Consider the following 25,378-nt stretch of genomic DNA (forward strand, 5'->3'; position numbering starts at 1 on the left):
CGAACCGCTTCCGCCCGTGTCTACCCACCCCCGGTCGGCTCCGCCTCCCTACCATCCCCCAGCGGGCACGCCATCGCACGCACCGCCCTCGTTCCACGCGGGCGAGCTGACCGACCCGCGGCTGGCCGCGGCGTTGAAAACGCTCGAGCTCACCGTGCGCCGCAGGCTCGACGGCGTGCTGCACGGCGACCACCTCGGTCTGATCCCCGGTCCCGGTTCCGAGCCGGGCGAGGCGCGCACCTATCAGCCGGGCGACGATGTGCGGCAGATGGATTGGTCGGTCACCGCCCGCACCACCCATCCGCACGTGCGGATGACCGTCGCCGACCGCGAGCTGGAAACCTGGATGGTCGTCGACCTGTCGGCGAGCCTCGACTTCGGCACCGCGCTGTGCCAGAAGCGGGATCTGGCGATCGCCGCCGCGGCCGCCATCACCCATCTCACCAGCGGCGGTGGTAACCGGATCGGCGCGGTCGTCGCGACCGGCGAGGAACTGGTCCGGGTGCCCGCGCGCAGCGGACGGGTGCACGCCCAGTCGCTGCTGCGCAGCATCGCGACCACCCCGCACGCCCGCGACGGCGTGCGCGGCGACCTGCGCGGCGGCATCGAATCGCTGCGCCGCCCGCAACGCAAGCGCGGCCTCGCGGTGATCATCAGCGACTTCCTCGGCGACATCGACTGGCAGCGCTCGCTGCGCGCCATCTCGGCGCGGCACGACCTGCTCGCGGTGGAGGTGCTCGACCCGCGCGACCTGTCGCTGCCCGACGTCGGCGATGTCGTGCTGCACGACCCGGAGACCGGGCGCACCCGCGAATTCAGCGTGACGCCGACGCTGCGCGCGGATTTCGCGGCCGCCGCGCAGCGGCACCGGGATCAGGTCGAAGAGGCGTTGCGCAGTTGTGGCGCGCCGGTGCTCACCCTGCAGACCGATCGGGACTGGATCTCCGACGTGGTCCGGTTCGTGTCCACCCGGCGCCACAGCTTGGGCGCCCCTAGCGGGCGGGTGCCTCGCCAGTGAGTATTTCGCATTTCACCGCGCAGATCTGGCTCGGTTTCCTGGCCGTCGTCGCGCTGATCGCGCTCGGCTACATCCTGGTCCAGCGCAGCAGGCACAAGCACATGCTGCAGTTCAGCAACATGGAGCTGCTGGAGAAGGTGGCGCCGTCGCGGCCGAGCCAGTTCCGGCATGTGCCCGTCGCGCTGATGCTGGTCGGCCTGGTCTTCCTCACCGTCGCGGCCGCCGGGCCCACGGCGGTCAAGAAGGTGCCGCGCAATCGCGCGACCGTCATTCTGGTGATGGACGTTTCGCTGTCCATGGAGGCCACCGACGTGCCGCCGACCCGGCTGCAGGTCGCGCAGAAGGCGGGCAAGGAGTTCGTCGACGGGCTCACGCCCGGCATCAATCTCGGCTTCGTCACCTTCGCGGGCACCGCCTCGGTGATGGTCTCGCCGACCACGAACCGGGAAGCCGTCAAGGCCGCTATCGACAACATCAAGCTGGCCGAGCGCACCGCGACCGGTGAGGGCATCTTCACCGCGCTCAATTCCATCGACACGCTCGCCTCCGTGCTCGGCGGTGCGGAGACGCCGCCGCCCGCGCGCATCGTGCTGATGTCTGACGGCAAGCAGACCGTGCCGGACGACAAGGACGTCGATAATCCGCGGCACGGATTCACCGCCGCGCGGCTCGCCAAGAACAAGGGCGTGCCGGTCTCGACGATCTCGTTCGGTACCGAATGGGGGTCGGTGGAGATCCCTGACCAGGACGGACAGGGTTCGCAGCGGGTCAAGGTGCCCGTCGACAACGACTCGTTGCGCGAGATCGCCAAGCTCTCCGGCGGTGATTTCTATACGGCGTCGAGCCTGGCGGAATTGACTGCCGTCTACGACACTCTCGAACAGCAGATCGGTTACGAGATGACCAGAGGTGATGCGAGCAGGCCCTGGCTGTTGCTCGGCATGCTGCTGGTCGCCGCCGGCGTCGTCACCGGATTGCTTTATCGTCAACGCCTGCCGTAAACGCCATGCGACTGTGGCATCCACCAACGGGTGGAGCCAAGGCGCGGCGTCCGAACCTCACCAGATAGGTTGTCCGTCATGTCGAACAACACATCCCGGTCTGTCCTCGTCACCGGCGGTAATCGCGGCATCGGTCTCGCGGTCGCGCAGCGGCTGCTCGCCGACGGTCACAAGGTGGCCGTCACGCATCGCGGCTCGGGGGTGCCGGACGGCCTGTTCGGCGTGAAATGCGATGTGACCGATAGTGCTTCGGTCGATGCCGCGTTCACCGAGGTCGAAGAGAAGCAGGGTCCGGTCGAGGTGTTGGTCGCGAACGCGGGCATCACCGACGACACGTTGCTGATGCGGATGACCGAGGAGCAGTTCACCAGGGTCATCGACGCGAACCTGACCGGTGCGTTCCGCTGTGCCAAGCGGGCTAATCGGGCGATGCTGCGGGCGCGCTGGGGTCGGATGATCTTCCTGGGCTCAGTGGTCGGCCTCGGCGGCCAGGCCGGGCAGATCAACTACGCCTCCTCCAAGGCCGGTGTGATCGGCCTGGCGCGCTCCATCACCCGTGAGCTCGGCTCGCGCTCGATCACCGCGAATGTCGTCGCGCCCGGTTTCATCGAGACCGATATGACCAAGGATCTGCCCGACGATCTGCGCGATATGGCCAAGAAGTTCATTCCGCTGCAGCGCCTCGGCCAGCCGGAGGACGTCGCGGCCGTGGTCAGCTTCCTGGCCTCGGAGGATTCCCGCTACGTGTCCGGTGCGATCCTTCCGGTCGACGGCGGCATGAGCATGGGCCACTGACCCGACGGACCTGGCGGCCCCGAAACCTCGGCGGCCGCAAGCAATTCCACACTCGACTCCAGGAGAACCGAAAACTTATGGGCGGACTGCTCGAAGGTAAGACCATTCTGGTCACCGGCATCATCACCGACTCGTCGATCGCGTTCCACGCGGCCGCCGTCGCGCAGGAGCAGGGCGCGAAGGTGATCATCACCGGCATTCCGGAGCGGCTGCGGCTGATCGACCGGATCGCCAGGCGGCTGCCGCAAGAGGTCCCCCCGGCCATCCCGCTCGACGTCACCAACGAGGAAAACCTCGGTGAGCTGGCGGACAAGGTGCGCGAGCTGGCGCCCGAGGGCGTCGACGGCGTGCTGCACTCGATCGCGTTCGCGCCGCGCACCCTGATGGGTCCGGAGGCGCGTCCGTTCCTCGAGGGTCCCGGCCCGGACGCCGCCAAGGCGTTCGAGATCTCCGCCTGGAGCTACGCCTCGCTGGCCCGCGCGGTGCTGCCGGTGATGAACGAGCGCGGCTCGATCGTCGGCATGGACTTCGATCCGCGCACCGCGATGCCGTACTACAACTGGATGGGTGTGGCGAAGGCCGCGCTCGAGTCGGTCAACCGGTACGTGGCGCGAGAAGTGGGCGCCGCCAAGAAGATTCGCTCGAATCTGATCGCCGCAGGCCCGATCAAGACCCTCGCGGCCAAGGCCATCGCGGGCACCGCGACCGACGACGCCGCCAAGCTCAACCAGCTCAACGAGTACTGGGACGGCGCCTCGCCGATCGGCTGGGACGTCGACGACCCGACGGTGGTCGCCAAGTCGATCGTCGCGCTGCTGTCGGACTGGCTGCCGGGTACGACCGCGTCGATCATCTACGTCGACGGCGGAGCCAGCCACAACACCTGGTTCCCCGAAGGCATGTCGATCAACTGATCTTCCTAGGAGGGCATTGTGGTTCGGGCTGCCGACGCACTTCTGCTGCTGTCCTTCGGCGGCCCGGAACGCCCCGAGGACGTGATGCCGTTCCTGGAGAACGTCACTCGGGGCCGGGGTGTGCCGCGCGAACGCCTCGAAGAGGTCGCGCAGCACTACCTGCACTTCGGCGGCGTCTCGCCGATCAACGCGCTCAACCGGGACATCATCGCCGCGGTCGAGGCCGAATTGGCCACGGCGGGTATCGATCTCCCGGTGTACTTCGGTAATCGGAACTGGTCTCCGATGGTGGAGGACACCGTCGCGCGGATGGCCGCCGACGGTGTTCGGTCCGCTCTGGTGTTCCCCACGTCCGCGTGGGGTGGTTACTCGGGTTGCCTGCAGTATCACGAGGACATCACCAGGGCCAGAACCGCTTTCGGTGACGAAGCACCGGATCTGGTCAAATTGCGGCAGTACTTCGACCATCCGTTGCTGATCGAGGCCTTCGCCGATGCGATTCGTGCGGCGCGGGAAGAACTTCCGGCCGATCGGCGGGACGGTGCGCGGCTCGTCTTCACCGCGCACTCCATTCCGGTCAGCGCCGACACGGCCGCTGGGCCGCCTGCCGACGGCGGCCACCTGTACAGCCGTCAGGTTGCCGAGGCCGCCCGGTTGTCCGCTGTTGCAACGGGTTTCACCGATTACGACGTTGTCTGGCAGTCGCGCTCCGGCCCGCCGCAGGTGCCCTGGCTCGACCCCGACATCGTCGATCACCTCGACAATCTCTCGGCGAAGAATGTCGATGCCGTCATCGTCTGCCCCGTCGGTTTCGTCTCCGACCACCTAGAGGTGATCTGGGACCTCGACAACGAGGCGAAAGAGAAAGCCGCCGAACTAGGCATGGCCTTCGCCCGCGCCGCCACCCCCGGCACCGACCCGCGCTTCGCCCAACTGGTCGTCGAATTGATCGATGAGCAGTTGAACGACACCGCCTCCCGTCATCTCGGCGAGGTCCCCGGCTACGGCTGCACCCTCAACGGCACACCCTGTGCCGTGGGTTGCTGTGCGCCGCCTAAGCGACCGGTTACCGCCGGGAATTAACGCGAATCAGGCTGCGATAGCATCGGTTCCGCCTTCGGAGGAAGCCGAAGCGGGGCGAAAGATGAAGTATCGATGATCTATTCTGAAATGTTGACCACTTACGTGTAGCCACCCGACTGCAGAATCCGCACCTTAACTCGGGATCTGCACCGTCTCTAGGGCCCTATTCCGAGTGCCGATCCCGAGACACAGTGCAAATCCCGACTCTGCCAGCCCGATCACCGGGCTAGAACCCAGCCGCTCACCTTCGCCTAACCCGCCCACCCCGTATACCGCGTGTGCGGGTCACACAAAGGGTGAGCGACCTCCAATTCGCCACGCGAGCAGCGGAATCCGCACTCTCACTCGGGATCGGCACTGGCTTTAGGGCCCTATTCCGAGTGCCGATCCCGAGACAGAGTGCAGATCTGTGGTGAAACCGGGTACATCAACGGCCTGCGCTGAACCACTCACCCTTTGTTTAACCTGCACACCCGGTATACCGGGTGTGCAGGTTAAACAAAGGGTGAGCACCTTCCAATTCGCTACGCGGGCAACGGAATCGGCACCTTGTGTCGGGATCACGCACCCGGATTAAGGCCCTACTGCCGGGCGGATTCCGAGTGAGGGTGCGGATCGGTGCTCGAAACCGGGTACGCACCCCGCCACGAGTGCCGAGCACCCCACCCCCACCAAGCCGAACCCGGAATCTGCGCACTCTCTCGTGACCTGCACTGGGGCGAATTCCGAGAAAGAGTGCGGATCCGCAATCGAACCGGGAACGCACCCCGCCACGAGTGCCGAGCACCCCACCCCACCAAGCCGAACCCGGAATCTGCGCACTCTCTCGGGACCTGCACTGGCTTTAGGGCCCTATTCCGAGTGCTGATCCCGAGACAGAGTGCAGATCCTGGGCATACCGGTCGGGGAGCGCCCTGTGGGTCTGATCGACCACCGAAACCGCCACCGACCACCCGCTCTTGTCCAAAGCGCTTGTGACGTGACCACAGCCAGATGACCACCTCGGGAACGCGACATCGCGCGCCTGACGTGCACCTAAAGCCGGGTACGGCAGGCGACGCGCCCAGCACTACTCACGGGAAAATGTGGATAGGTCTTCAGCTTCTCTGGACTGTCCACCTTTGGAGTCCTGAGAAGCACTTGCCCGGATAGGTTCACCTTTTCGAGGATCTCTGGGTGTACTGGTTCGGGTTGGTGTACTGAGAGATCTCCGGTGGTGTGCTGGCCCAGAGGTTGTCGACTGGTTCGTCGGATGACCGGAGTAGTACTGAGCACGTCAGGTGGGGTCCCCGACCTTCTCTTCCGCAACTTGTGATGGGCAGCGTGTGGGTTCCAGCGTGAGGACTGGCTGTGGTCCGGTTGAAAGATGCTGGGGAAAACGAGGCGAGTCAAAGGGTTGTTGGGCGTCATCGAGGCGAGTCATATGGTTGCTATTGAAGATCAATTAGCCACCGTATGACTCGACTCGATGAAGTTGCTTGGGATGCGGGCGTAGACGCCGGGGAAGCCGGGGCGGGCGGCGCCTTTGCCCCATGAGGTGAGGGCGACCAGTTGGCCGTCGATGAGAAGTGGTCCGCCGCTGTCGTATTCGGCGGTGTCGGCTTCGGGGGAACCGGCGCAGAGCATGTCGGTCGGGTCGAAGGCGGTGCCGTATGCCGCGGCGCAGTCGGCGTCCGAGACGAGCGGGACGGTGGCGCGGCGCAGGTGGGTGTTGGACTCGTCGGCCTCCGACGTGGCGCCCCAGCCGAGGACGGTGCCGGTCTTCGCTTGGACGGCACCGACTTTCACGAACGGGCCGGGTTGGGGGTGGTCCAGGGTGAGGATGGCGAGATCGTTGTGGTGCACGGTCTCGCCGTCGAAGTCGGTGTCGTAGAAGTCCGGGTGGATGCGAATGTCCTTGACGTGCACCTTGACTCCGTCGGAGTCGCGTAAGTCGGTGCGCCCGAAGGTGACCGTGACCGCCTGGGAGACCAGTTTGGCGAGCGAAACACAGTGCGCCGCGGTGAGTACCTGGTCGGGGGCGATCAGCGCGCCACCGCAGAACTGGCCGGACGGCCTGGTGAAGAACAGCGAGCTACCGACCGCGCCGAGCCACGGGTAGACGCTCGCCTCGGTCTCGGTGCCGCCGACGATCGCCGACGCGGGCGCCGCGGCGGGCAGGCCGAGGGCGAGCAGTGCGGCGACGAGGGTCGCGGCGCCGCGACGCGGAAAATTCATGTCATACCGCCTGCTGAGAGGGCCGGAGGGTCGCATCATTCAACCAGATGGAAGGAGATGGCGCGCGCACTGTCCGTAGCGTCCGTGTTGCCCGCTTCGTCGATCGACCCGGAGTCGAACGGGAGCCGTCGAATTCACGGCGTGCTGCGGGCCGCCGCATGAATGGCCACCAGGCGCGCGGCTCGGATCGCGTCCCACAGCGGGCGTAGTAGCGACTCCTGTGCGCCGATCGCACTCGCCGAGGTCGGCGAGGACGCCGGTTCCCGTTGCGCCACAGTGAGTATCGCCGCGACATGATCGGCGGTATCGAGAATCTTCCTGGCCCGCAACGGGATCGAGCCGGGGTAGTCGTGCCGGGAGTAGTCGGCGAGCTCGGCCTCGATGAGTTCGCGCGGGTCCGAGTCGGCCGAGCCGACGGAGGTGGTGTGCAGCTGCAGCAGCGCGTCGGCGGCGTCGCGGACCGCCTCGCGCATCGCGTATTCGGCCTCGCCGAGCGACATGTCCTGGCCGGGCACCGGCGGAATCGGCGTGCTGTAGACGGCCCACTGCAGCGTGTCCTCGTCGGTCCACTGCGGGATGAGGCCGGTGCCCTCGGTGCCGGGCACCCCGATCAGCAGCCCCTCCTCCGCCTCGATCGCGTCGGCCGCGAAGGCGGTGCCGGTGGGCAGGCCGCGCACGTCGCCCGGCACCGGGAGCACCAGCCGCAGCTGCGCGCCGGGCTGGGCCATGCTCTCGCGAATCACCTTGAGCAGTGCCATCATTCCGGTACCGGGTAGGTTGCCGCGGGACGACCACGGCAGGTCGGTGCGGCCACCGGTGACCGGGTCACCGGCGGCGATGGTGTGCTGGGGCGCCCACGCGTGCAGGGCCTCCAATACGTCGTCGGGCGCGCTACAGCCGGCCAGCCAGGAGCCGGCCCACACCGTCAGCGTGGCACTAGGAGAGCACATAATTATCGAGCATAAAGGGTGACGGTTATTCGCGGGCATTCCCGGAAAGGGCATTCCTGAGCAGCGGTGCGAGGCACCCGCGCGGACCTGCTATTCCGGTTCGGTGACGAAGTCGATGAGCCGTTCCACCGCCCCGATGAGCGGTGCCTCCAAGTCGCGGAACGACTCGACGGAGTTGTAGACCCGCCGCCAGCCCTCCTGTGGCGTGCCCCACCCCAATCGATCGCAAATGCCGGTTTTCCAGTCTTCGCCGCGCGGCACCTGCGGCCACGCCGCGATCCCAACGGTCGCCGGGCGCACCGCCTGCCAGACGTCGATGTACGGATGCCCCGTGACCAGCACGTTCGCACCGAGCCCGGTGGTCAGCTGGGTTTCCTTGGATCCGGTGACCAGATGGTCGACCAGCACTCCGACCCGGCGACCCGGTCCCGGCGCGAATTCGGTGAGCCGCTCGGCCAGATTGTCCAGACCTTCCAGATGCTCGACTACCACACCCTCGACCCGAAGGTCATGTCCCCAAACCCGCTCGACCAGCGCCGCATCGTGCACGCCCTCCACCCAGATCCGGCTGGTCCGTGCGACTCGGGCGCGCAGACCTTCCACCCGGGTCGACCCGGACGCGGAGCGCGTTTCCTTCTTCGGTGCCGCGGCCGTCGGCCGGATCAACGTCACGGGTTCGCCGTCGATGAGGAACGCGGCCTCGCGCATCGCGAACAGCCGCACCGCGCCGCGCGCGTCCTCGAGTTTCACGAACTCGCCGTCGTAGCTGCGCTCGAAACCCACCACGGCACCGCAGAATCCGCTGGCCGCGTCCTCGACCACCAGGTCGCGATCCGCCGTTACCTGCGGCACCGCGCGCTTTTTCGCTCGGGAGTGTCCGGCGAAGATGTCGCCGCCATAGCTGTTATGCCCGCTCACCCGCCTGAAGCTAGCACCGCCGCTGGCGATTTCGATACAGCGGCGCGGTCCGCGCGTCCGCGCGTGCTTCGTGATTCACCCGAGATCTGTAGTCGTGTCAGTGCGGCCCGAGATCATCACCCGCGCACTAGAGTGGTTTTGTGGCCGCAATAGTTTGGCTGGTCGCGGGGATCTTGCTCGCGGCGGCGGAGATGCTCACCGGCGACCTGACGCTGCTCATGCTCGGTGTCGCCGCGCTCGGCACCGCGGGCGTCAGCGCGGTCGCGGATACCACGCTGGTGGTGGATGCCATCGTCTTCGGCGTGCTCACGCTGCTGCTGTTCCTCGGCGTGCGGCCGCTGTTGCGCCGCCGCTTCGGCACGCCGCCGCCGACCCCGACGAACGTGGCTGCGTTGGAAGGCAAGTCGGCGGTGGTGCTGGAGGAGGTCGCCGCGCACTCCGGTCAGGTGAAACTGGGCGGGGAAGTCTGGACCGCGCGGCCGATGGACGAGTCCGAGGTTTATGAACCGGGTACGAAGGTGTATGTCATGAGGATCGAAGGCGCGACCGCCGTCGTCTGGAAGGGGCCGTAATGGCTGTACTGATCGTTGCCGCCGTACTCGTGCTGTTGGTTGTGGTGGTGGTGTTCAAGTCGATCGCGCTGGTGCCGCAGGCCGAGGCGGCGGTGATCGAGCGGCTCGGCCGGTATTCGCGCACGGTGTCGGGTCAGTTGACGTTCCTCGTCCCGTTCGCGGACCGCATCCGCGCCAAGGTGGACCTGCGCGAGCGGGTGGTGTCCTTCCCGCCGCAGCCGGTGATCACCGAGGACAACCTCACGCTGCACATCGACACCGTGGTGTATTTCCAGGTCACCAGCCCGCAGGCCGCGGTCTACGAGATCAGCAACTACATCGCCGCCGTCGAGCAGCTCACCGTCACCACGCTGCGCAACGTGGTCGGCGGCATGACGCTGGAGCAGACGCTGACCTCCCGCGATCAGATCAACGGTCAGCTGCGCGGCGTGCTGGACGAGGCGACCGGACGCTGGGGTCTGCGGGTGGCGCGGGTCGAGCTGAAGAGCATCGACCCGCCCGCATCGATCCAGGAGTCGATGGAAAAGCAGATGAAGGCCGACCGCGAGAAGCGCGCGATGATCCTCACCGCCGAGGGCACCCGCGAATCGCAGATCAAGATGGCCGAGGGTTCCAAGCAGGCCCAGGTGCTCTCCGCCGAAGGCGCCAAGCAGTCGGCCATCCTGGAGGCCGAAGGTGAACGGCAGAGCCGCATCCTGCGCGCGCAGGGTGAGCGGGCCGCCTCGTACCTGCAGGCACAAGGTCAGGCCAAGGCCATCGAAAAGGTCTTCGCCGCAATCAAAAACGGCAAGCCGACGCCGGAACTGCTTGCCTACCAATACATGCAGACACTGCCGATGGTCGCGCGCGGCGACGCCAACAAGGTGTGGCTGGTGCCCAGCGACTTCGGCAAGGCGCTCGAAGGATTCGCCACCAGCTTCGCCAGCAAGGGCGAGGACGGCATCTTCCGCTACGAGGCGCCCGCCGCCGACAGCGAACCGACCAAGGTGGAGGACGACTCCGAGGACGTCGCGGACTGGTTCGACACCGCACCCGACCCCGCCATCGAACGCGCCGTGCGCGCGGCGGAAGCGACCGCTCGCAAGCCGGTGGACGGCCTGATGACCGCGGCAACACCCACCTCGCACGAGGCGTCGCCGCATCAGGCGGTGATGCCGCCGCGCGAGGAGGCGTACCCGCCGCAGCGCGAGACCCCGCCGCAACAGCAACTGCCGCAACAACAACCGCCACAGCAGCAGCCTCCGCAGCAACAGCCGCAGCAACAACCGCCGGTCTACCGCCCCGACGACCCGCACGGTCGGCCGTGGCAGCCGCCGGAGAACTTCTCGAAGTAAGCGGTCGCAGGAAGTAGCCGGGCCCGGGGGGATATGCGAAGCAGGCGGGAACTACTGCAAGCGGCGCTGATCGCGCCGCTGGCAGCCGCCTGTGCCCCGAATCTCCTGCTCGGCAATCCCGGTGCGGTCCGCATCGGGGTGTCGTGGAGCGGTTCCGAATTGGCGGCGTTCCGGGCGGTGCTCGCTCGCCTCGGCTACGACAGCCAGGTGGATGTCGTTCCGCTCGGCGACGAGATCGAGACCGCGTTCACGGCGGGTGGTCGTTCCGCGCCCGACATTGTGATGCTGCCGCAGGCGGGCCGGGTGCAGCCGCTCGCCGAACAGGGCAAATTGCGGCCGGTTCGCGACGCGCTGTGGTCCGACGAGCTCGGTTCGCGCTACCCGGATGTGTGGCGGCAGTTGTTGCAGCACAACGGAAAACCGTATGGCGTGCCGTTCAAGGCGGCGGACAAGTCGATGGTCTGGTACGACCGGCAGCTCGTCGAGAAGTACGGTCTCGGGGACCCGGTTGGCTGGACCCTGGCGGACTGGCTGGACCGAATGGAGGTGCTCGCCGAGACGCCTGTCCGGTTGCTCGCCCTGGGCGCCGCGGATGGTTGGGTGCTCTCCGATGTGTTCGAGAACGCCTTGCTCGCCGAATCACCTCGGATCTACGACGAGGTGGCCGCCGCACGCAATGACCGCACCTGGGAGAGTCCTGGCGTGCGGGCGGCGTTCGATCACCTCGGCTCGCTGTGGGGCCACCGGCACGCGTTTCCCGGTGGCATCGCTGCCGCACTGACCCGCCAGTTCCCGGACGCGGTCCGTGAGGTTTTCGAGCATCGGCGCGCGGTCATGGTCGTCGAGGCGGACTTCGCCGAGCCGATCGTGCGCGCCGCGGTTCAGCGCTCCGGGCGGCGCGCCGAAGACGTGGTCGGCGTCGCCGCCTTTCCCGCCGTCGCGGCCGATCAGGACCCGCCACGGATCGTCGGCGGCGACGTCATGGTGGTCACCGAGTCGGCGGCCGACCGCGCCATGGAAGTGGTTGGCGCCCTTGCCGATCCCGCGGCCCCGCTGCCCTGGATCGAGAACTACGGCGGCTTCATCGCGCCGAACCTCCGGACGAACGCCCGATACTCGCCCTTCCTCGAGGCATCGGCCCGCACCCTGAACACGCGCAGCGCGTTCGACCTGTCCGATCGGATCGGCGCGGTCGGTGGCCGAAACGGCTTGTGGCGCATACTGACCGACTTCCTGATCGCGGTCGGCGACGGTAAGACCGAACGGCTCGACGACGCGACCGATCGCGCGATTTCCGCGCTCGACGCGGTGGATCGGGGGCAGCGATGATGGGCCGGGCCGACTTTCGGGGCAACGGGTCGTGGCTCGGACTTGTTGTCCGCGGTCTCTGTCGTCCGCTCGCCGCCCGCTGCGATCGCGCGGTCGCCGGCGCTCCACGTTGCGGAGAGGTGGGGTGATGGCGGGTTCGCCAGATTTCCAGGCCAACGGATTGCGGTTGGAGCTTGCTACCCGACGGATGCGGGGGCCGTTGGTTGCGGGGAGTCATCCTCGGCGGTGGGTCGGGTTGGCGGCGGGGTTGCCTGCGACGGTGTTGACGGTGTCGCTGGTTGCGGTGCCGGTGGTGTGGACAGTGGTGATCGCGGTGCGGGCGCGGCCGTTGGTGGTCGGGTCGTGTCTGCTGGTGGCATTCGGGGCCGTCGGGTTGACGCAGCTTGCGCGGCATCGGTGTTTTTCGGGGATTCGGTTGGTGCCGTGGCCGATTCTGCTTGCCGTTGTTGTCGTGGGCCTGTGGGCGCTCGGCGGTGCGTTGGGGCGCGACGGTAGTTGGGCGTATCTGCGGACGTTGGTGTGGGTGCTGTTCGGGGTGGTGCTGCTCGCGGTGGCGATGGGGATCGCTTGGTGGGGAAGGGATTCGCGGTGGTTGTGGCGGCCGCTGATCGTGCCGTTCGGGATCTCCGCAGTGGTATCCGGTGTCGCCTTTCGCCTGATCTTCCAGTACCTCGGCGACCGGCTCGGGATCGAAAGCGTTGGGGTATACCGGTTCTGGTTCGCGGCGATGCTGGGGTTCGCGTTCCTGTGGACCTGGCTCGGCTTCGTTACCGGGCTGTTCCGCGCCGGTATCCACGCTGTCGAGACCGATCCGGCGCGCGTCGGTGATCTGCATCGCACGGACAAGCCGTTGCCGTTGCGGCTCTACGTATTACTGCGCCCGGTGGTGCTGATCGTCGGACTTGCCGTTGGAGTGGCCGCGGCCAGGGTGTTCGACGTGGTGCTGATCGGGGTGCCTGGTTCGATGCAGTATCAGGTCGACAGCGCGACCGTGCACTGGTGGCGATTGGCCGTCGACTCCGATGTCGACGCGGGTGTCGCGGCGGCCTACGGATTTCCGCTCGCGGTGCTGGTCGGATTCTTGGCCTGGCTGCTGCAACACGATGTAGGTAAGCATCGGACCAGCTGGTCCGCGCCGACGGAGCGGGCCGGGCCTGCGGCGTGGCAACCGCCGAAGCCGCTTCGGGTCCTCGGGATGCTGACGGTGTCGGGGGTGGCATTGTTCCCGATCGTCGCGCTGATCCTGACGATGCTGCAGGACCGGAATGGCTGGGGCTTCGGCGCGCTCACGCGCATGTGGCGCGACCCCGCACTGCTGCGGTCACTGGAGACGACGGCGTGGGTGGCGGTCCTGGCCACACTCGTGGTGGTGGCCGCGGCGGTGCCGGTCGCGTATCGCCTTGCGGCACTGCGGCCGAGCCGGCCCGCCGCTGGCATCGCGGTGGTCTTCCTGGTGGTGCTCTCGGTGCTACCGGTGCAGAGCTACCTCGGCCCGGTGAATGCCTTCATCGACAGCTACGGACTCTCCGGCACCCGAATCCCGTTGATCCTGCTGCATGCCGCGGCCGGGCTGCCGGTTGCCATCCTCGTCTTACGTGGCGCCCTGCTTGCCCCGCCGGGTAGCCCTGCCGCAGACGCCCTGCACGGCCTGGCCGGCCCAGGAACAATCGCCCGACGTGTGCTGACGTCGGCGGGCCCGGCCCTCGCCGCTGTCGCGGTGCTCGAATTCATCCAGGTCTGGAACGATTTCGTGATCGGGCTACTGATCAGCGGCGCGGGGGCGACACCGTGGTCACTGCTGCTCTGGGGCGAGGCACGCCAATTCGGCGAGAACTCAGCGCAATTGGCGGCAGGCGCGTTGATATCGGCGATTCTGCCCGTCGCTCTACTGCTCGCAACCTGGCGTCGCTGGCTGGTGCCCGGTCTCACCGGAGGGGCATTGCGATGAGTCGTCCAGAGGAGCGGGAGCGGCAGGGAGAGGCGTCGTCGGTCGAGCCGAGCACGCCGAGATCCTCTATCTGGCAAGGGTTTCTAGGCACGGCCTCGGTGGTGGCCTACGCTCTGCTGTTCGAGTTGGCGCGCAATCTGGTGCTGAATTCGTTGGGGGAGAGCGCTGCGGTCAAGGTGGCGGCGGGCGCGCTGCGGTGGTTGTCGGTGCTCGTTGTCGCGGCAGCGGCAGTCTATGTGGGACACCGGTTTGTGCAGCGGTATCGCGAAAGGATCCGTACGGCAAACGAACTCGAGATGATCGCGGATCTGGCCGATTCTGGGCCGCCGGTACGTGCCGCATCGGTACGGCATCCGGGCAGGTTCGTCGACGCGGCGTGGGAGGATCTCGAGATCGCGGTGTTGCGGCATCTGCCCGTGCGTGATTTCGAAACGGCCGCATTGCTTGCCGTGTTGGCCGCCGTGCTCGACGCGCCGGCTCGGCTGCCGGTCGCGCAAGCCGAGTCACGCGCCACGGCCGTCACCAAGCTGGCCGAGCTCACCAGGGCCGGCATCGTGACGCCGCTTGGCGTGCAACGCCATTGCCTGTGCAAGGTGCCGGGGCTGCCGGCCAAGTGGGAGGTGACCGCGAGGCCGCAGTGGCGGGCGGCGTTGACCGCGCTCGTGCACTTTTACGCCGATCGGGCAACCCGGTGGGCGTTCGCACTGGATTCGGAGCAGTTCGCCGCGGGGGCGCGACTCTGGTTCGACGCCGAAGAGCGGGGTCTGCGCGAACTTGTTTTTGCCTGCGCGTCGCTGGGTGCGGCAGTACCGGCCACCCTGGTGCCGGAGTTGGTGCGGATCGGGGATGCGCTGGACGGATGGTATGCCCGAATCGGCAAGCGGGAGAACCATCGCCAGTTGGCTGCCGAGCTCAACCGTATACGCGGGTTGGAAGGTCTTGTGGTGCACCGGGATCTGGTGCAGATGCGGGCGGGCCTGCTGCACGGACGGCCGAAGCGTTACCGGCCACGCAACCTGTCCACCAGCCTGGCCGCGAGATGGGAACACCGGGAGGCGCTACGGATACTGGCCGAATCGCCCGACAACCTGCCCGCAGTGGCTGCGCGGTTGGAAGCAGCCTGGTGGTTGCTGCCCCGGGAGGATGTGGCGGGTGAGGTTTGCGCGCTGATCAACTTGGCTGTCGTCCATATCCATCAAGGCAGGCTCGATGCCGCCCAGGACCGCCTGGAACTGGCTGAATCATTGACCAACGCCGGCCGTGAGCCCGATGGTCGTGCACAGATCCAGGAGACTATGGGCGTCGTGCGATGGGCGCGCGGTGATTTCCGCCGAGCACTGCGGTGCTGGCAGCGGGCACTGACCGGCTACCGCACACTGGCCGACGATCCCGGCACCGCCCGTTGCTTGCAACACCTCGGCTCCGCCATGATCGTCGCTCCCGAATACAGCGACACCCTCTTCCCCGCCGACCGGCCCCTGCCCTCGCTGGAGGTCCAACGCCAGGCCAGCGGCTGGCTCGCCGAGGCGCACCGCTTGCATCCCGCCGCCCGCCACACCGAACGCTATATAGCCAAAGCCCGTTGGGTTCTGACCGGCACCGAACTCAGCGTGCTGGACCACATCGACCACTGGCCCCTCGCCGATATGGGCCGCTAGCTGGGAGTCCGGTTAGGGGGTGGCTGTGGTGGCAGACTGCGGGGTATGACGACAACCGAATGGGGCGATGTAGACAGCTACATCGTGGACACGCTGGTGCGGGATGCGGATACGGCGGCGGCGCTGACGGCGAATGCTGCCGCGCAACTGCCTGCGATCGATGTGTCTGCGCCGCAGGGGAAGTTCTTGTATCTGCTGGCGCGCACGGCGCGGGCGCGGCGGGTGCTGGAGATCGGCACGCTCGGCGGGTACAGCACGATCTGGCTTGCCCGTGCGGTCGGTGAGAAGGGGCAGGTGATCACCCTCGAGTTCAAGCCGGAGCATGCCGAGGTCGCGCGCAAGAACGTCGACAATGCGGGTGTGGGCGACCGGGTCGACATTCGGGTCGGTGCCGCCCTGGACAGCCTGCCGGTGCTGGCCGAGGAGCAGCCCGAACCGTTCGACCTGGTGTTCATCGACGCCGACAAGGTCAACAACTCGAACTACGTCCAGTGGGCGCTGAAACTGACTCGGCCGGGCTCGGTGATCATCGTCGACAACGTCGTCCGCAGGGGCGGCCTCGCCGATGCGAACTCCGCGGACGAGGCGAACCGCGCCAGCCGCGCCGTGGTCGAACTGTTCGCCGCCGAGCCGACGCTGGACGCGACCGTCGTGCAGACCGTCGGCAGCAAGGGCTGGGATGGCTTCGCGTATGCCGTGGTGCAGGGCGAGACGGACTGATGTCGCGAGATCGCGGACGGCCGATGTCGTCCGCGATCAAACTGGCCAGCTCAGTCCGTACTCGTTATCCGCCAAGCTCCCCGGCCCGCGATATCGAGCACTAGCGCCGCGATATTCCACGCGTCGTCCTCGCCCCGATGGTGCCGCCCTTCGAGCGGAAGCCCGGCGATGTGCAGCGCGCCCGCCATACCTTGCCGCCGGTTGAGCCCGTAGGCCTCGCTGAACACCAGTTTGGCGTTGGTGTGCCGATGTCCGAACGGGTAGGCGGTATCGGTGGCGTTGCATTGGCTCAGGAACTGTTTGCGGTCGTAGTCACCCCAGCTGGCCCAAGCACGTACACCTGCTTCGTGCTCGGTCGCCAACAACCGGCACGCGTCGGTAAATGAGACACCGGTATCGACCTCGTCCTGGGTAAGCCCGGTCAATTCGGTGCAGAACTCACTCACCGTGGACCGGGCGGGCCGGACCAGAATTCGATGCTTGCCCCGCCGCTCACCCGACGCCAAATCCGCCACGGTCAAACCGATTTCGATGATCTCGCTCACCGCGCCGGGCGGCGTCTTGCCATCCCAACAGGTCGCCTCGACATCGACGACATTGAGCAGCCCCGTATTTCCTCCCATAGCTGTCGAGCGTAGAGAGGAAACACGAAGCCGCTCAATCGGTTTCAAGGGATCAACACAACCTTGCCGATGGTCGCCCTGGTCTCCAGGGCGCGGTGTGCGGCGGCAGCGTCGGCGAGTGCGAACCTTTGCACCGCAGGCCGTAGCCGCCCGGCGGCCGCCTCTGCGATGGCCCGATCTTCGAGAATGCGAAGGTCGCCGCCCGCGCGCTGGATCATCGGCGGCCCGAGGACGAATTCGGAGGTGATACCGCGTGCGGCCAATTCCTCTGTCGACAGCGTCGGCACGGCGGCATCTTTCGGGCTCTGTCCGGACGCGCCGAAAACCAGATGCTGTCCACCCTTGCCGAGCAGATCGATAGCGGCACGGGCTATCTCGCCGCCCACCGAGCCGAACAGGACGGTCGCGCGCCGATCCGTGAGGAAACCTCCGACCTGTTCGGGCCAGTCGGGGAGCAGATAGTCCACGGCGAGGTCGGCACCGTTGCGTTGCACCAGTTCGACTTTCGCGGGACCACCGGCCAGCCCGATCACGGTCGCTCCGGCATTCTTCGCGAATTGCACCAGCAGCGTGCCGATTCCGCCTGCCGCGGCGGTCACGATCGCGACGCTGTCGGGGCCGAGCTCGGTGAATTGCAGAATCCCCAAGGTCGTGCGCCCGGTGCCGATCATCGCCACCGCCTCGGCCGGTCCGAGATTCGCCGGAATCTCGTGCAGCCGAGCGACTTCGGTCACGGCAAGCTCGGCATACCCGCCGGGCGCCATGCCCAGATGCGCGACCACCTGTTTACCGACCCACTCCGGATCGACCTCGGCCCCAACCGCATCGATCGTCCCGGCGACCTCCCGTCCGGGCACGGTTGGCAGTTCGGGAACCGGATACGGTCCGGCCAACCCCTTGCGCAACGCGGTATCGATGAGATGAACACCGGCCGCCGCCACGGCAATTCGCACCTGGCCCGCTCCCGGCGTCGGATCGGGAACGGTCTCGTAGCGCAGATTGTCGGCCGGGCCGAAGTCATGAAGGCGAATCGCGTGCACGGTGGCTCCTGTTCGTGATGGTCGCCACCCACCGTGCAACATCAAGCTAGGTTCAGGTCAAGTCGGCCCGCTGCCGCGCCTTGGCCTCGAAGCCGTCGCAGAGCGCCGCCAGTCCGGCGTACAACAGATCCTCCTGCGAGAGGTCGTTGATCCCGCTGCCTTCCAGGTCGGCGAGCGCGGCGGGCACCGGGAACTGTGATCTTCCTTTCAGCATCGTGCGCAGCCCGTTGTCGCCCTCCGGGTTCATGCCCTTGCGCGCCATCAGCGCGGCGCTGATGTGCGGCAGGGTCGCGCCGGAGATGTGATTCCACACGGTGAAAGCCATCGTCGTCGCCTCACGCGTGGAGACGTTCAGCTCGGCGAAGCCCTCGACCATCCACGCCAGGCAGGCCAGGCTCATCGGCCCGAAGCTGTAGCGCGGCGTCGCGAAGGTGAGCAGCACCCACGGATGTTGCTGATAGAGCGCCCAATCGATCTCGGCGGCGATGCGGACCCGATCGCGCCAGGTCCACTGCTGTCCCGCCGCGGACGGGTAGGGGTTGCGCCGCGCCACCTCGTCGGTCATCGCGGCCAGCAGTTCGTCCTTGTTCGCGACGTGCCGGTACAGCGACATGGCGCCGACGCCCATCTTGTCGGCGATCCGCCGCATGGACAACGCGTCGAGGCCCTCTTCGTCGGCAAGCGTTATCGCGGTGTCGATGATGGCGGCTCGGTTGAGCTTGAGCTCAGACATCGGATGACTCACTTTCACTTCCGGGGGAGGTTGCGTACACTGTACTCCAGCTTGTGCGTACGCCGTACGCGAGATGGAGAGGAAAATTCAGGATGACTGACGTTGAGGCAGTGCGGACCGCTCAGGCGGCGCCCGCTGTCGGCTCGCGCCGTGCCTGGCTCGGGCTTGCGGTATTGCTGCTCCCGGTGCTGCTGGTGTCGATGGACATCTCGGTGCTGTTCCTGGCGATGCCGACCCTCACCGTCGACCTCGACCCGTCGGCCGCCCAGCAGCTGTGGATCCTCGACATCTACGGCTTCCTGATCGCGGGCCTGCTCATCACCATGGGCAACCTCGGCGACCGGATCGGGCGGCGCAACATCCTGCTGGCCGGCGCCACCATCTTCGGCATCGCCTCGATCCTGGCCGCCTTCGCGCCGAGCGCCGCGGTGCTGATCATCGCGCGGGCGCTGATGGGTGCGGGCGGCGCGACGCTGCTGCCGTCCAGCCTCGCGCTGATCTCCACCCTGTTCCCCGACGCGCGCAAGCGGGCCGCCGCCATCGGCGTGTGGACCGCGTTCTTTGCGGGCGGCTCGGCCGTCGGCCCGATCATCGGCGGCATGCTGCTGCACCAATTCTGGTGGGGCTCGGTCTTTCTCATCAACATCCCGGTGCTGCTGATCCTGCTCGCGTTCGGGCCGTTCGTGCTGCCCGAGCACCGCGCGGGCGTGCGCGGACCGCTAGATCTGCCGAGCGTCGCGCTGTCCATCGGCGGCATCCTGCCGCTGGTGTACGGCATCAAGCACGCCGCGGCCGACGGGGTCGACGCCGAGGCGATCATCATCTCGCTGATCGGCGTGGTGATCCTGACCGTCTTCGTGCGCAGGCAGCGCAAGCTCGACGAACCGCTGCTCGACCTGCGGTTGTTCTCGCGCGCCGGGTTCTCGGTGGCCATCGGATCCAGCCTCGTCGGCATGATGTCGCTGGCCGCGATGAGCTACCTCACCAGCATCTACCTGCAGTCGGTCACCGGCCGCGACCCGCTCGCCGCGGCCCTGTTCGGCATTCCGATGGCGGTCGCGGTGTTCGTCTGCTCGATGAGCGGCGCTCGGTTCGGTCGCCGGTTCGGCACCCGCAACACCTTCGTGTTCGCGCTGACCGCCTCGGCGGCAGGCAATCTCATGCTGCTCGGCGTCGGCGTGCACGGCGGGCTCTGGTGGTATCTGGTCGGATCCACCATCGCCGGCATCGGTTACGGCCTCGCCTTCACCCTGGTGTCGGATGTTTCGGTGTCCTCGGTACCGCCGGAACGCGCGGGCTCGGCCGTCGGCATCTCCGAAACCAGCTTCGAACTCGGCAACGCGCTCGGCCTCGCCCTGCTGGGATCCCTTGCCGCCCTGATCTTCCGGTCCGGCGGCGACTACGGCGCGACCTTGGGCGAGACCATCCAGGAGGCAGGCGACAACACCGCGCTGATCGAGTCCGCCCGCGAATCCTTCGTCTCCGGAATGCATATCGCGACCGCGGTCGGTGCCACCGTGCTCATCGCGATGGCGATCATCGCGCGACTCGCCTCACCCGCTCGCGTTCCTTCGAGCGCGGGCGCGGGCCACTAGCGGCGCGCCTCCCACGGAAGAAGTGTTGTCCGCGATATAATTAAGTGTCATGTTCTCGCATGATCCGGCTGTCGCCGACAACACTTCTTCGCAGGACGCCGCCGCGGTCTCGGACTTTGTTCGTCGCTACGACGACACCGTCCAAGCCGCCGACTTCGACACGCTGCCAAGCTTTTTCGACCAACAGGTGCTGGTGATCACCCCGACCTCGAGTCGTTCGGTGTCTCGTGCGGAGTTCGCCGGCGCCGCCGAAGCCCGTGCCCGCCAGCTGGATTCGGTACCGCACACTGAGCTGATCGAACAGTCGACCGCCGAATTCGGCGGGCACTACTGGCTGACCTCGGTGCGGTGGCGGTTGCCCCTCGCAGGCAGTCATCTCGATCTCTACAGCGACTTCCTGATCCGACGCGTCGACGGCGACCTACGGATCGCCGCCTATCTCACTAGGCAAGATCTGCCGCAACTCATGCGGGCGGCGGCTGGTCGGGAGTGATCATCGGCCGGAGATCAGTCGTAAAGTCGCCGGTTGATCACTGCCAACGAACTCGGGCCAAATTGGCGTGCTGCTAATAGAGTCGGGGGCGTGAACGAAACACCGGCGCAGAGCAACGGGCGGCCGATCGCCGAGCGAGTGGCGACGCGACTGCTGTATCCGAAGTCTCGGCCGCGCGACACGGCGCTGCGCGCGGCCGTCGACGGGAAGATCGTGCTGGTCACCGGCGCGTCGCACGGGATAGGCAAGGCCAGCGCGCGCAAGCTCGGTGCGGCGGGCGCGGTCGTGCTGCTGGTCGCCCGCTCCGCCGACGACCTGCATCAGGTCGCCGCCGAGATCAAGGCCGACGGCGGCACCGCGCACGTCTATCCGACCGACCTCACCGACATGGACGCCGTCGAGCAGCTCGGCCGTCAGCTGCTGGCGGAGCACGGCCACCTCGACGTGGTGATCAACAACGCGGGCAAGTCGATTCGCCGCTCGATCGACCAGTCCTACGACCGCTTCCACGATTTCACCCGCACCATCGACATCAACTACCTCGGCCCGGTGCGCCTGCTGCTCACCCTGCTGCCGGACATGCGCGCACGCAAACAGGGCCACATCGTCAACATCTCCACCTGGGGTGTGCTGATGCCGCCCGCCCCGCAGTGGGCCGCCTACGGTGCGTCGAAGTCGGCCTTCGACGTCTGGCTGCGCAGTGTCGCCGCCGAAGTCTCCGGCGACGGCGTCACCGCCACGTCCATCTACATGCCCCTCGTCCACACCAGAATGAGCGCGCCCACCGACTTCAGCCGCGTCCCCGGCCTGACCGTCGACGAAGCCTCCGACCTCGTCTTGCACGCGGTAACCGCCAAGCCCCGCGAAATCGCGCCCTGGTGGTCCGCTCCGGTCCAAGCCTGGACCGACCTCACCCGCAACCAAATCCAGCGCGTCTTCGAACGCAGGCCCCGCCTCTCCGGGAGGTCACGCCGGACCTAGGTGCGGAGCAGGTTGACTCGGCGTGTCCCAGGCGGACGCCAACCAGGACACGCCGTTGCAACACGCCGGGCATAAGATCCTCCGGTGGGTGAAATCGGACCGGTCAGTTTGGCGACGTTGTTCGCACTGGCGGATTCCCGGTTGCCGATCGGCGGGCACGTGCATTCCGGGGGAGTCGAGGAGGCGATCGCGTCCGGCCTGGTGCGTGACGTGGCGACAGTCGAGTTGTATCTGCGTCGCCGCATCCGAACCTCGGGGCTGGTCGCGGCCTCGCTGGCCGCCGCCGTCTGTGCGGGCGCGCTCGAACCGGCCCGGGCGGAGGCCGAGGCGGACGCGCGGACACCGTCGCCCGCCGCGCGAACAGCCTCGCGCGCGCAGGGACGCGGACTGCTACGACTCGCCAAACAGTTATGGCCGCAAGAAGATTGGTCCGCGCTCGGCGCGCGCCCGCACCTCTCGACAGTGTTCGGCAAGGTCGGCGCGGCATGCATGGTTACCCCGCAGGAGATCGCGGGCGTGGTCGTCTACACGACCCTGACCGGCGCCGCGACCGCCGCCCAACGCCTGCTGGCCCTCGACCCCGCGGCCATCGCCGGCTGCACGGTCCGCCTCGCCGAGCTGTGCGACCGCACCGCAGCCGAAGCGGCCGATGGCCTCGCCTGCCTGTCCGACCCGCTGCAGGACGTCCTCGCTCAACGTCACCTGCACCGCGATATGCCACTATTCGCCAGCTGAGTCCCCGGAAAGAAGGAGATCGCCACCATGCCACCGCACCTGATCGACGGTGAACCGCACGACCACACCCACGATCGGCCGAAACGTCAACGCACGCCCGGCGAGGCACTGCGCATCGGCATCGGCGGCCCGGTCGGCTCCGGCAAGACCGCGCTGGTGGCTGCGCTGTGTCGGCAACTGCGCGAAGAACTTTCGCTCGCCGTGCTGACCAACGACATCTACACCACCGAGGACGCGGACTTCCTGCGCAGGCACGCGGTGCTGCCGGACGAGCGGATCACCGCGGTGCAGACCGGCGGCTGCCCGCACACCGCCATCCGCGACGACATCACCGCGAACCTGGACGCCATCGACGACCTGATCGCCGCGAACCCGCCGCTGGATCTGATCCTGGTCGAATCCGGCGGCGACAACCTCACCGCCACCTTCTCCTCCGGCCTGATCGACGTGCAGATCTTCGTGGTCGACGTCGCGGGCGGCGACAAGGTGCCGCGCAAAGGCGGTCCCGGCGTGACGTTTTCGGACCTGCTGGTGGTCAACAAGACCGACCTCGCCCCGCTGGTCGGCGCGGACCTCGGCGTGATGGAGCGCGACGCGGCCAAGGTGCGCGAGGGCCGCCCGACCGCGCTGATCTCGCTCACCGACGATCCGGCCGCCACCCCGGTGCTGGCCTGGGTGCGCGAGCAGCTGCACGCGCTGGCCGAGCAGGATCGGGCCAACACCGAATCCGCTGTTGCGCACTGAAGTTCGGATTGTCGCGAGCACTGCGGCGTTACCCGAGATCCACGCGAGCGGCGGGCTCTCGGCCCGCCGCACCGGCCCGCACACCGTGCACCTGATCGGCACCGCCGCGACCCCGCTCGGCGGCGACGAGCTCGACATCACCATCGTGGTCGGCCCGGGCGCGCGGCTCGCCGTGCGTTCGGTCGCGGCCACCATCGCGCTGCCGAGCGCGGCGACACCGGCGTCCGTGGCGCGCTGGAACTTTCAGGTCGACAGCGGGGGAGACCTCGACTTCGATCCGGAACCGACGATCGTGGCGGGCGGCGCACACCACCACACCATCACCTCGATCCGGCTCGCGCCGGACGCCAAGCTGTGTTTAAGGGAACGGGTCCAGATCGGACGTTCCGGCGAGGACAACGGTGGCTGGCGTGGCGACCTGATCGCCGACCTCGGCGAAATCCCGTTGCTGCGACACCGTTTGGAGCTCGGGGCAGGCACGGCTGCGGACGACCCGCTCACCGCACCGCGAGCGTTGGAAAGCGAACTGCGCTACCCGGACGACCGACCGGCGGAAACCACGGGCCTCACCGAGACGCGCCTCCCGTTGGCAGCGGGCGGAACCCTGCTCACCCGAACGAGCTCACTCCTCGCGGTCCGCTGATCGACGCGGCCGCTCCGGTTCGCCCGTCGCCTGCCACGACTGCGATGTCCCGGTGCCGCCGAAGTCCTCCTGGAAAACAGTGCCCGGCAAGACACCGCCGCCGCCGGCCTTGGCGAGCGGATCGTTGAACTCACCCCCGTGCCGCCCGTACCGCCGGATGCGGACGTACCGCGCGACCATCAGTCCGAGCGCCGCGAAGAACGGCGCGATGGCGAAGAACACGACCACCCATTGCCCGGCTTCCACCGCATCCCCTCTCGACGATTAGCTGTCGTGTTGCGCTGATCTTGACCCTACGACGACTCGCCGAAAGCGACGCGCCGAATCAGAAACGCGCATGGGTGGCGGCCGTCACCCCGAGGTGTAGCCCGCCCAGAACGGGAGAAAAGAGAAAGGGTGGGAACTCGACAGTGTCGTCGAGCTCCCACCCTCGTGCGTACTAGCCGCACCTAACGATCAGTCGCCGACGACCCGCGAGGGGGCGTTGAACGCGTTCACCGCGCCGACGGCCGCACCGGCCGCCGCACCGATCGCCGCCGCGGGGACCGTGATCACGGCCGCACCGAAGGACGCACCGAGCATCGGACCCGCCACGATGCCGACCGGCACGAACGGGAGACCGACAACCAGGCCCACCGCCCCGCCGACGAGCGCGGAGGTCGCCGCGAACGGGGCGCCCGAGGCCGCACCGGCCAGCGCGCCCATGGCGGCCGTGCCGACGGTCTGCCCGGCGATCCGGTCGGACCTGCTGCGTTCCATCCCGACCGAGTCGAGGAAGGTGGCCAGGTTGGCCTCGGCGATGGCCGAGTTGTCATTGATCTGGATGGCCTGCTCGGAGTCGATCCAGTCCGGCGCGTCCACCTGCACGTCGCCGAAGCGGAACTTGCCGGGCGGCGGCGCGATCGGCGGCACCGGGGCCACCGGGAATGGCGCGTGCAGCACGCCGACCGGTGCCAGGTACTTCTTCTCCGGCAGCGGCCGCGACCACTGCAGCGAGCTCTTGGTGTTGTCCGGGATCTGCAGGCCCTCGTACGGCATCGCGTTCGGTGGCTCGGCCGCGGGCCACTGGGCCGGATGGTCGGGCTGTGCCGCCGCGTTGGGTTGTGCAGGCTCGGCATTGGCGGTGCCGGTGCCGACCAGTGCGAGGACCAGCGGTACCGCACCTGCCGCGACCATCGAGCCCACCTTTTGCCGCTGCGGGTTGGGGGCTCTGTGCTTGCCTGTGCCCATAGGTAGATCGCCTTTCGTCAGGTCAGAAGAGATGTCACTTTCGACGTCCCACATTCGGATCTGCTCGGCGCCTGGATGGGTGCATTTCCGGCCGATTTAGCGGC

General features: G+C 67.6%; 25 protein-coding genes. 17 read left to right on the plus strand and 8 right to left on the minus strand.

The annotated features are described in order from the left end of the window. The first annotated feature begins 16 nt into the window (after nucleotides 1–16). The 5 genes from ACIBK2_RS14220 to ACIBK2_RS14240 all read left to right on the plus strand — a co-directional run bounded on the left by ACIBK2_RS14220 (nucleotide 17) and on the right by ACIBK2_RS14240 (nucleotide 4,811). On the plus strand, nucleotides 17–1,018 hold the full coding sequence (locus ACIBK2_RS14220) for a DUF58 domain-containing protein (RefSeq protein ID WP_396967092.1): 1,002 nt from the start codon (nucleotides 17–19) through the stop codon (nucleotides 1,016–1,018). Beyond that, nucleotides 1,015–2,019 carry a VWA domain-containing protein gene (locus ACIBK2_RS14225; RefSeq protein ID WP_379289151.1) on the plus strand — a complete coding sequence of 335 codons (1,005 nt, stop codon included), beginning with the start codon at nucleotides 1,015–1,017 and terminating at the stop codon, nucleotides 2,017–2,019. The genes ACIBK2_RS14220 and ACIBK2_RS14225 overlap by 4 nt, the downstream gene beginning before the upstream one ends. A 78-nt stretch (nucleotides 2,020–2,097) precedes the next feature. Continuing rightward, nucleotides 2,098–2,814, plus strand: coding sequence for a 3-oxoacyl-ACP reductase FabG1 (fabG1, locus tag ACIBK2_RS14230; RefSeq protein WP_396967095.1), 717 nt, complete (start codon nucleotides 2,098–2,100; stop codon nucleotides 2,812–2,814). 77 nt (nucleotides 2,815–2,891) lie between these two features. Continuing rightward, a complete protein-coding gene (gene inhA / locus ACIBK2_RS14235; protein ID WP_396967097.1) occupies nucleotides 2,892–3,728 on the plus strand; it encodes an NADH-dependent enoyl-ACP reductase InhA in 837 nt (278 codons plus the stop codon). A gap of 18 nt (nucleotides 3,729–3,746) precedes the next feature. Further along, on the plus strand, nucleotides 3,747–4,811 hold the full coding sequence (locus tag ACIBK2_RS14240) for a ferrochelatase (protein WP_396967099.1): 1,065 nt from the start codon (nucleotides 3,747–3,749) through the stop codon (nucleotides 4,809–4,811). A gap of 1,440 nt (nucleotides 4,812–6,251) precedes the next feature. Here the strand turns inward: ACIBK2_RS14240 and ACIBK2_RS14245 are convergent. The 3 genes from ACIBK2_RS14245 to ACIBK2_RS14255 form a co-directional block, all read right to left on the minus strand. After that, on the minus strand, nucleotides 6,252–7,028 hold the full coding sequence (locus ACIBK2_RS14245) for a serine protease (RefSeq protein WP_396967101.1): 777 nt from the start codon (nucleotides 7,026–7,028) through the stop codon (nucleotides 6,252–6,254). 134 nt (nucleotides 7,029–7,162) lie between these two features. Next, nucleotides 7,163–7,978, minus strand: coding sequence for a hypothetical protein (locus tag ACIBK2_RS14250; protein WP_379289165.1), 816 nt, complete (start codon nucleotides 7,976–7,978; stop codon nucleotides 7,163–7,165). Between the two features lie 90 nt (nucleotides 7,979–8,068). Further along, nucleotides 8,069–8,896, minus strand: a complete 828-nt coding sequence (locus ACIBK2_RS14255) for a DUF3097 domain-containing protein (protein WP_396967104.1) — start codon at nucleotides 8,894–8,896, stop codon at nucleotides 8,069–8,071. A gap of 140 nt (nucleotides 8,897–9,036) precedes the next feature. On the opposite strand from ACIBK2_RS14255, the gene ACIBK2_RS14260 reads away from it, so the two are divergent. The 6 genes from ACIBK2_RS14260 to ACIBK2_RS14285 all read left to right on the plus strand — a co-directional run bounded on the left by ACIBK2_RS14260 (nucleotide 9,037) and on the right by ACIBK2_RS14285 (nucleotide 16,457). After that, the gene (locus ACIBK2_RS14260; protein ID WP_396967106.1) at nucleotides 9,037–9,468 is read left to right on the plus strand and encodes an NfeD family protein; all 432 of its coding nucleotides are present in this window, start codon (nucleotides 9,037–9,039) and stop codon (nucleotides 9,466–9,468) included. Then, nucleotides 9,468–10,802 carry an SPFH domain-containing protein gene (locus tag ACIBK2_RS14265; RefSeq protein WP_396967108.1) on the plus strand — a complete coding sequence of 445 codons (1,335 nt, stop codon included), beginning with the start codon at nucleotides 9,468–9,470 and terminating at the stop codon, nucleotides 10,800–10,802. The genes ACIBK2_RS14260 and ACIBK2_RS14265 overlap by 1 nt, the downstream gene beginning before the upstream one ends. 33 nt (nucleotides 10,803–10,835) lie before the next feature. Then, the gene (locus tag ACIBK2_RS14270; protein WP_396967110.1) at nucleotides 10,836–12,131 is read left to right on the plus strand and encodes an ABC transporter substrate-binding protein; all 1,296 of its coding nucleotides are present in this window, start codon (nucleotides 10,836–10,838) and stop codon (nucleotides 12,129–12,131) included. A 127-nt stretch (nucleotides 12,132–12,258) separates the two neighbouring features. Next, nucleotides 12,259–14,079 (plus strand): hypothetical protein, encoded by a 1,821-nt coding sequence (locus ACIBK2_RS14275; RefSeq protein ID WP_396967112.1) that lies wholly within the window; start codon nucleotides 12,259–12,261, stop codon nucleotides 14,077–14,079. Continuing rightward, complete coding sequence (locus tag ACIBK2_RS14280) at nucleotides 14,076–15,737, plus strand: tetratricopeptide repeat protein (protein WP_396967114.1); 1,662 nt, start codon at nucleotides 14,076–14,078, stop codon at nucleotides 15,735–15,737. Before ACIBK2_RS14275 ends, ACIBK2_RS14280 begins: the two co-directional genes overlap by 4 nt. Nucleotides 15,738–15,782: 45 nt before the next feature. After that, nucleotides 15,783–16,457 (plus strand): O-methyltransferase, encoded by a 675-nt coding sequence (locus ACIBK2_RS14285; RefSeq protein ID WP_396967116.1) that lies wholly within the window; start codon nucleotides 15,783–15,785, stop codon nucleotides 16,455–16,457. Between the two features lie 50 nt (nucleotides 16,458–16,507). Here the strand turns inward: ACIBK2_RS14285 and ACIBK2_RS14290 are convergent, their stop codons facing one another. The 3 genes from ACIBK2_RS14290 to ACIBK2_RS14300 are packed head-to-tail and all read right to left on the minus strand — an operon-like array spanning nucleotide 16,508 to nucleotide 18,853. After that, entirely contained in the window at nucleotides 16,508–17,080 is a 573-nt protein-coding gene (locus tag ACIBK2_RS14290; RefSeq protein ID WP_396967118.1) for an exonuclease domain-containing protein, read from the minus strand. A 44-nt stretch (nucleotides 17,081–17,124) separates the two neighbouring features. After that, a complete protein-coding gene (locus ACIBK2_RS14295) occupies nucleotides 17,125–18,120 on the minus strand; it encodes a zinc-binding dehydrogenase (RefSeq protein WP_396967120.1) in 996 nt (331 codons plus the stop codon). Between the two features lie 52 nt (nucleotides 18,121–18,172). Beyond that, entirely contained in the window at nucleotides 18,173–18,853 is a 681-nt protein-coding gene (locus tag ACIBK2_RS14300; protein ID WP_357389052.1) for a TetR family transcriptional regulator, read from the minus strand. A 92-nt stretch (nucleotides 18,854–18,945) separates the two neighbouring features. Here ACIBK2_RS14300 and ACIBK2_RS14305 point away from each other — a divergent pair, with 92 nt between their 5' ends. From ACIBK2_RS14305 to ACIBK2_RS14330, 6 genes are all read left to right on the plus strand, one after another. Then, complete coding sequence (locus tag ACIBK2_RS14305) at nucleotides 18,946–20,448, plus strand: MFS transporter (RefSeq protein ID WP_396967122.1); 1,503 nt, start codon at nucleotides 18,946–18,948, stop codon at nucleotides 20,446–20,448. Between the two features lie 49 nt (nucleotides 20,449–20,497). Next, on the plus strand, nucleotides 20,498–20,941 hold the full coding sequence (locus ACIBK2_RS14310) for a hypothetical protein (protein ID WP_396967124.1): 444 nt from the start codon (nucleotides 20,498–20,500) through the stop codon (nucleotides 20,939–20,941). 90 nt (nucleotides 20,942–21,031) lie between these two features. Beyond that, entirely contained in the window at nucleotides 21,032–21,922 is an 891-nt protein-coding gene (locus ACIBK2_RS14315) for an SDR family NAD(P)-dependent oxidoreductase (RefSeq protein WP_396967126.1), read from the plus strand. A gap of 84 nt (nucleotides 21,923–22,006) precedes the next feature. Then, nucleotides 22,007–22,657, plus strand: a complete 651-nt coding sequence (locus ACIBK2_RS14320; RefSeq protein WP_396967128.1) for an urease accessory protein UreF — start codon at nucleotides 22,007–22,009, stop codon at nucleotides 22,655–22,657. A 27-nt stretch (nucleotides 22,658–22,684) separates the two neighbouring features. Next, the gene (ureG, locus tag ACIBK2_RS14325; RefSeq protein WP_396967130.1) at nucleotides 22,685–23,401 is read left to right on the plus strand and encodes an urease accessory protein UreG; all 717 of its coding nucleotides are present in this window, start codon (nucleotides 22,685–22,687) and stop codon (nucleotides 23,399–23,401) included. Next, the gene (locus tag ACIBK2_RS14330) at nucleotides 23,391–24,044 is read left to right on the plus strand and encodes an urease accessory protein UreD (protein WP_396967132.1); all 654 of its coding nucleotides are present in this window, start codon (nucleotides 23,391–23,393) and stop codon (nucleotides 24,042–24,044) included. The genes ureG and ACIBK2_RS14330 overlap by 11 nt, the downstream gene beginning before the upstream one ends. Here the strand turns inward: ACIBK2_RS14330 and ACIBK2_RS14335 are convergent. Further along, a complete protein-coding gene (locus ACIBK2_RS14335; protein WP_396967134.1) occupies nucleotides 24,024–24,290 on the minus strand; it encodes a hypothetical protein in 267 nt (88 codons plus the stop codon). The genes ACIBK2_RS14330 and ACIBK2_RS14335 overlap by 21 nt on opposite strands. A 210-nt stretch (nucleotides 24,291–24,500) precedes the next feature. Then, a complete protein-coding gene (locus tag ACIBK2_RS14340) occupies nucleotides 24,501–25,220 on the minus strand; it encodes a hypothetical protein (protein ID WP_396967136.1) in 720 nt (239 codons plus the stop codon). Nucleotides 25,221–25,378: the final 158 nt, after the last annotated feature.

The sequence above is a fragment of the Nocardia sp. NPDC050175 genome (assembly GCF_044459885.1).
GTDB lineage: Bacteria > Actinomycetota > Actinomycetes > Mycobacteriales > Mycobacteriaceae > Nocardia.

Bases quoted from the DNA above. Each gene is read 5' to 3' on its own strand.
- fabG1 (WP_396967095.1), top strand. From the start codon at position 2,098: ATGTCGAACAACACATCCCGGTCTGTCCTCGTCACCGGCGGTAATCGC.
- inhA (WP_396967097.1), top strand. From the start codon at position 2,892: ATGGGCGGACTGCTCGAAGGTAAGACCATTCTGGTCACCGGCATCATC.
- ACIBK2_RS14245 (WP_396967101.1), bottom strand. From the start codon at position 7,028: ATGAATTTTCCGCGTCGCGGCGCCGCGACCCTCGTCGCCGCACTGCTC.
- ACIBK2_RS14250 (WP_379289165.1), bottom strand. From the start codon at position 7,978: ATGTGCTCTCCTAGTGCCACGCTGACGGTGTGGGCCGGCTCCTGGCTG.
- ACIBK2_RS14265 (WP_396967108.1), top strand. From the start codon at position 9,468: ATGGCTGTACTGATCGTTGCCGCCGTACTCGTGCTGTTGGTTGTGGTG.
- ACIBK2_RS14270 (WP_396967110.1), top strand. From the start codon at position 10,836: ATGCGAAGCAGGCGGGAACTACTGCAAGCGGCGCTGATCGCGCCGCTG.
- ACIBK2_RS14275 (WP_396967112.1), top strand. From the start codon at position 12,259: ATGGCGGGTTCGCCAGATTTCCAGGCCAACGGATTGCGGTTGGAGCTT.
- ACIBK2_RS14280 (WP_396967114.1), top strand. From the start codon at position 14,076: ATGAGTCGTCCAGAGGAGCGGGAGCGGCAGGGAGAGGCGTCGTCGGTC.
- ACIBK2_RS14285 (WP_396967116.1), top strand. From the start codon at position 15,783: ATGACGACAACCGAATGGGGCGATGTAGACAGCTACATCGTGGACACG.
- ACIBK2_RS14290 (WP_396967118.1), bottom strand. From the start codon at position 17,080: ATGGGAGGAAATACGGGGCTGCTCAATGTCGTCGATGTCGAGGCGACC.
- ACIBK2_RS14300 (WP_357389052.1), bottom strand. From the start codon at position 18,853: ATGTCTGAGCTCAAGCTCAACCGAGCCGCCATCATCGACACCGCGATA.
- ACIBK2_RS14305 (WP_396967122.1), top strand. From the start codon at position 18,946: ATGACTGACGTTGAGGCAGTGCGGACCGCTCAGGCGGCGCCCGCTGTC.
- ACIBK2_RS14310 (WP_396967124.1), top strand. From the start codon at position 20,498: ATGTTCTCGCATGATCCGGCTGTCGCCGACAACACTTCTTCGCAGGAC.
- ureG (WP_396967130.1), top strand. From the start codon at position 22,685: ATGCCACCGCACCTGATCGACGGTGAACCGCACGACCACACCCACGAT.
- ACIBK2_RS14340 (WP_396967136.1), bottom strand. From the start codon at position 25,220: ATGGTCGCGGCAGGTGCGGTACCGCTGGTCCTCGCACTGGTCGGCACC.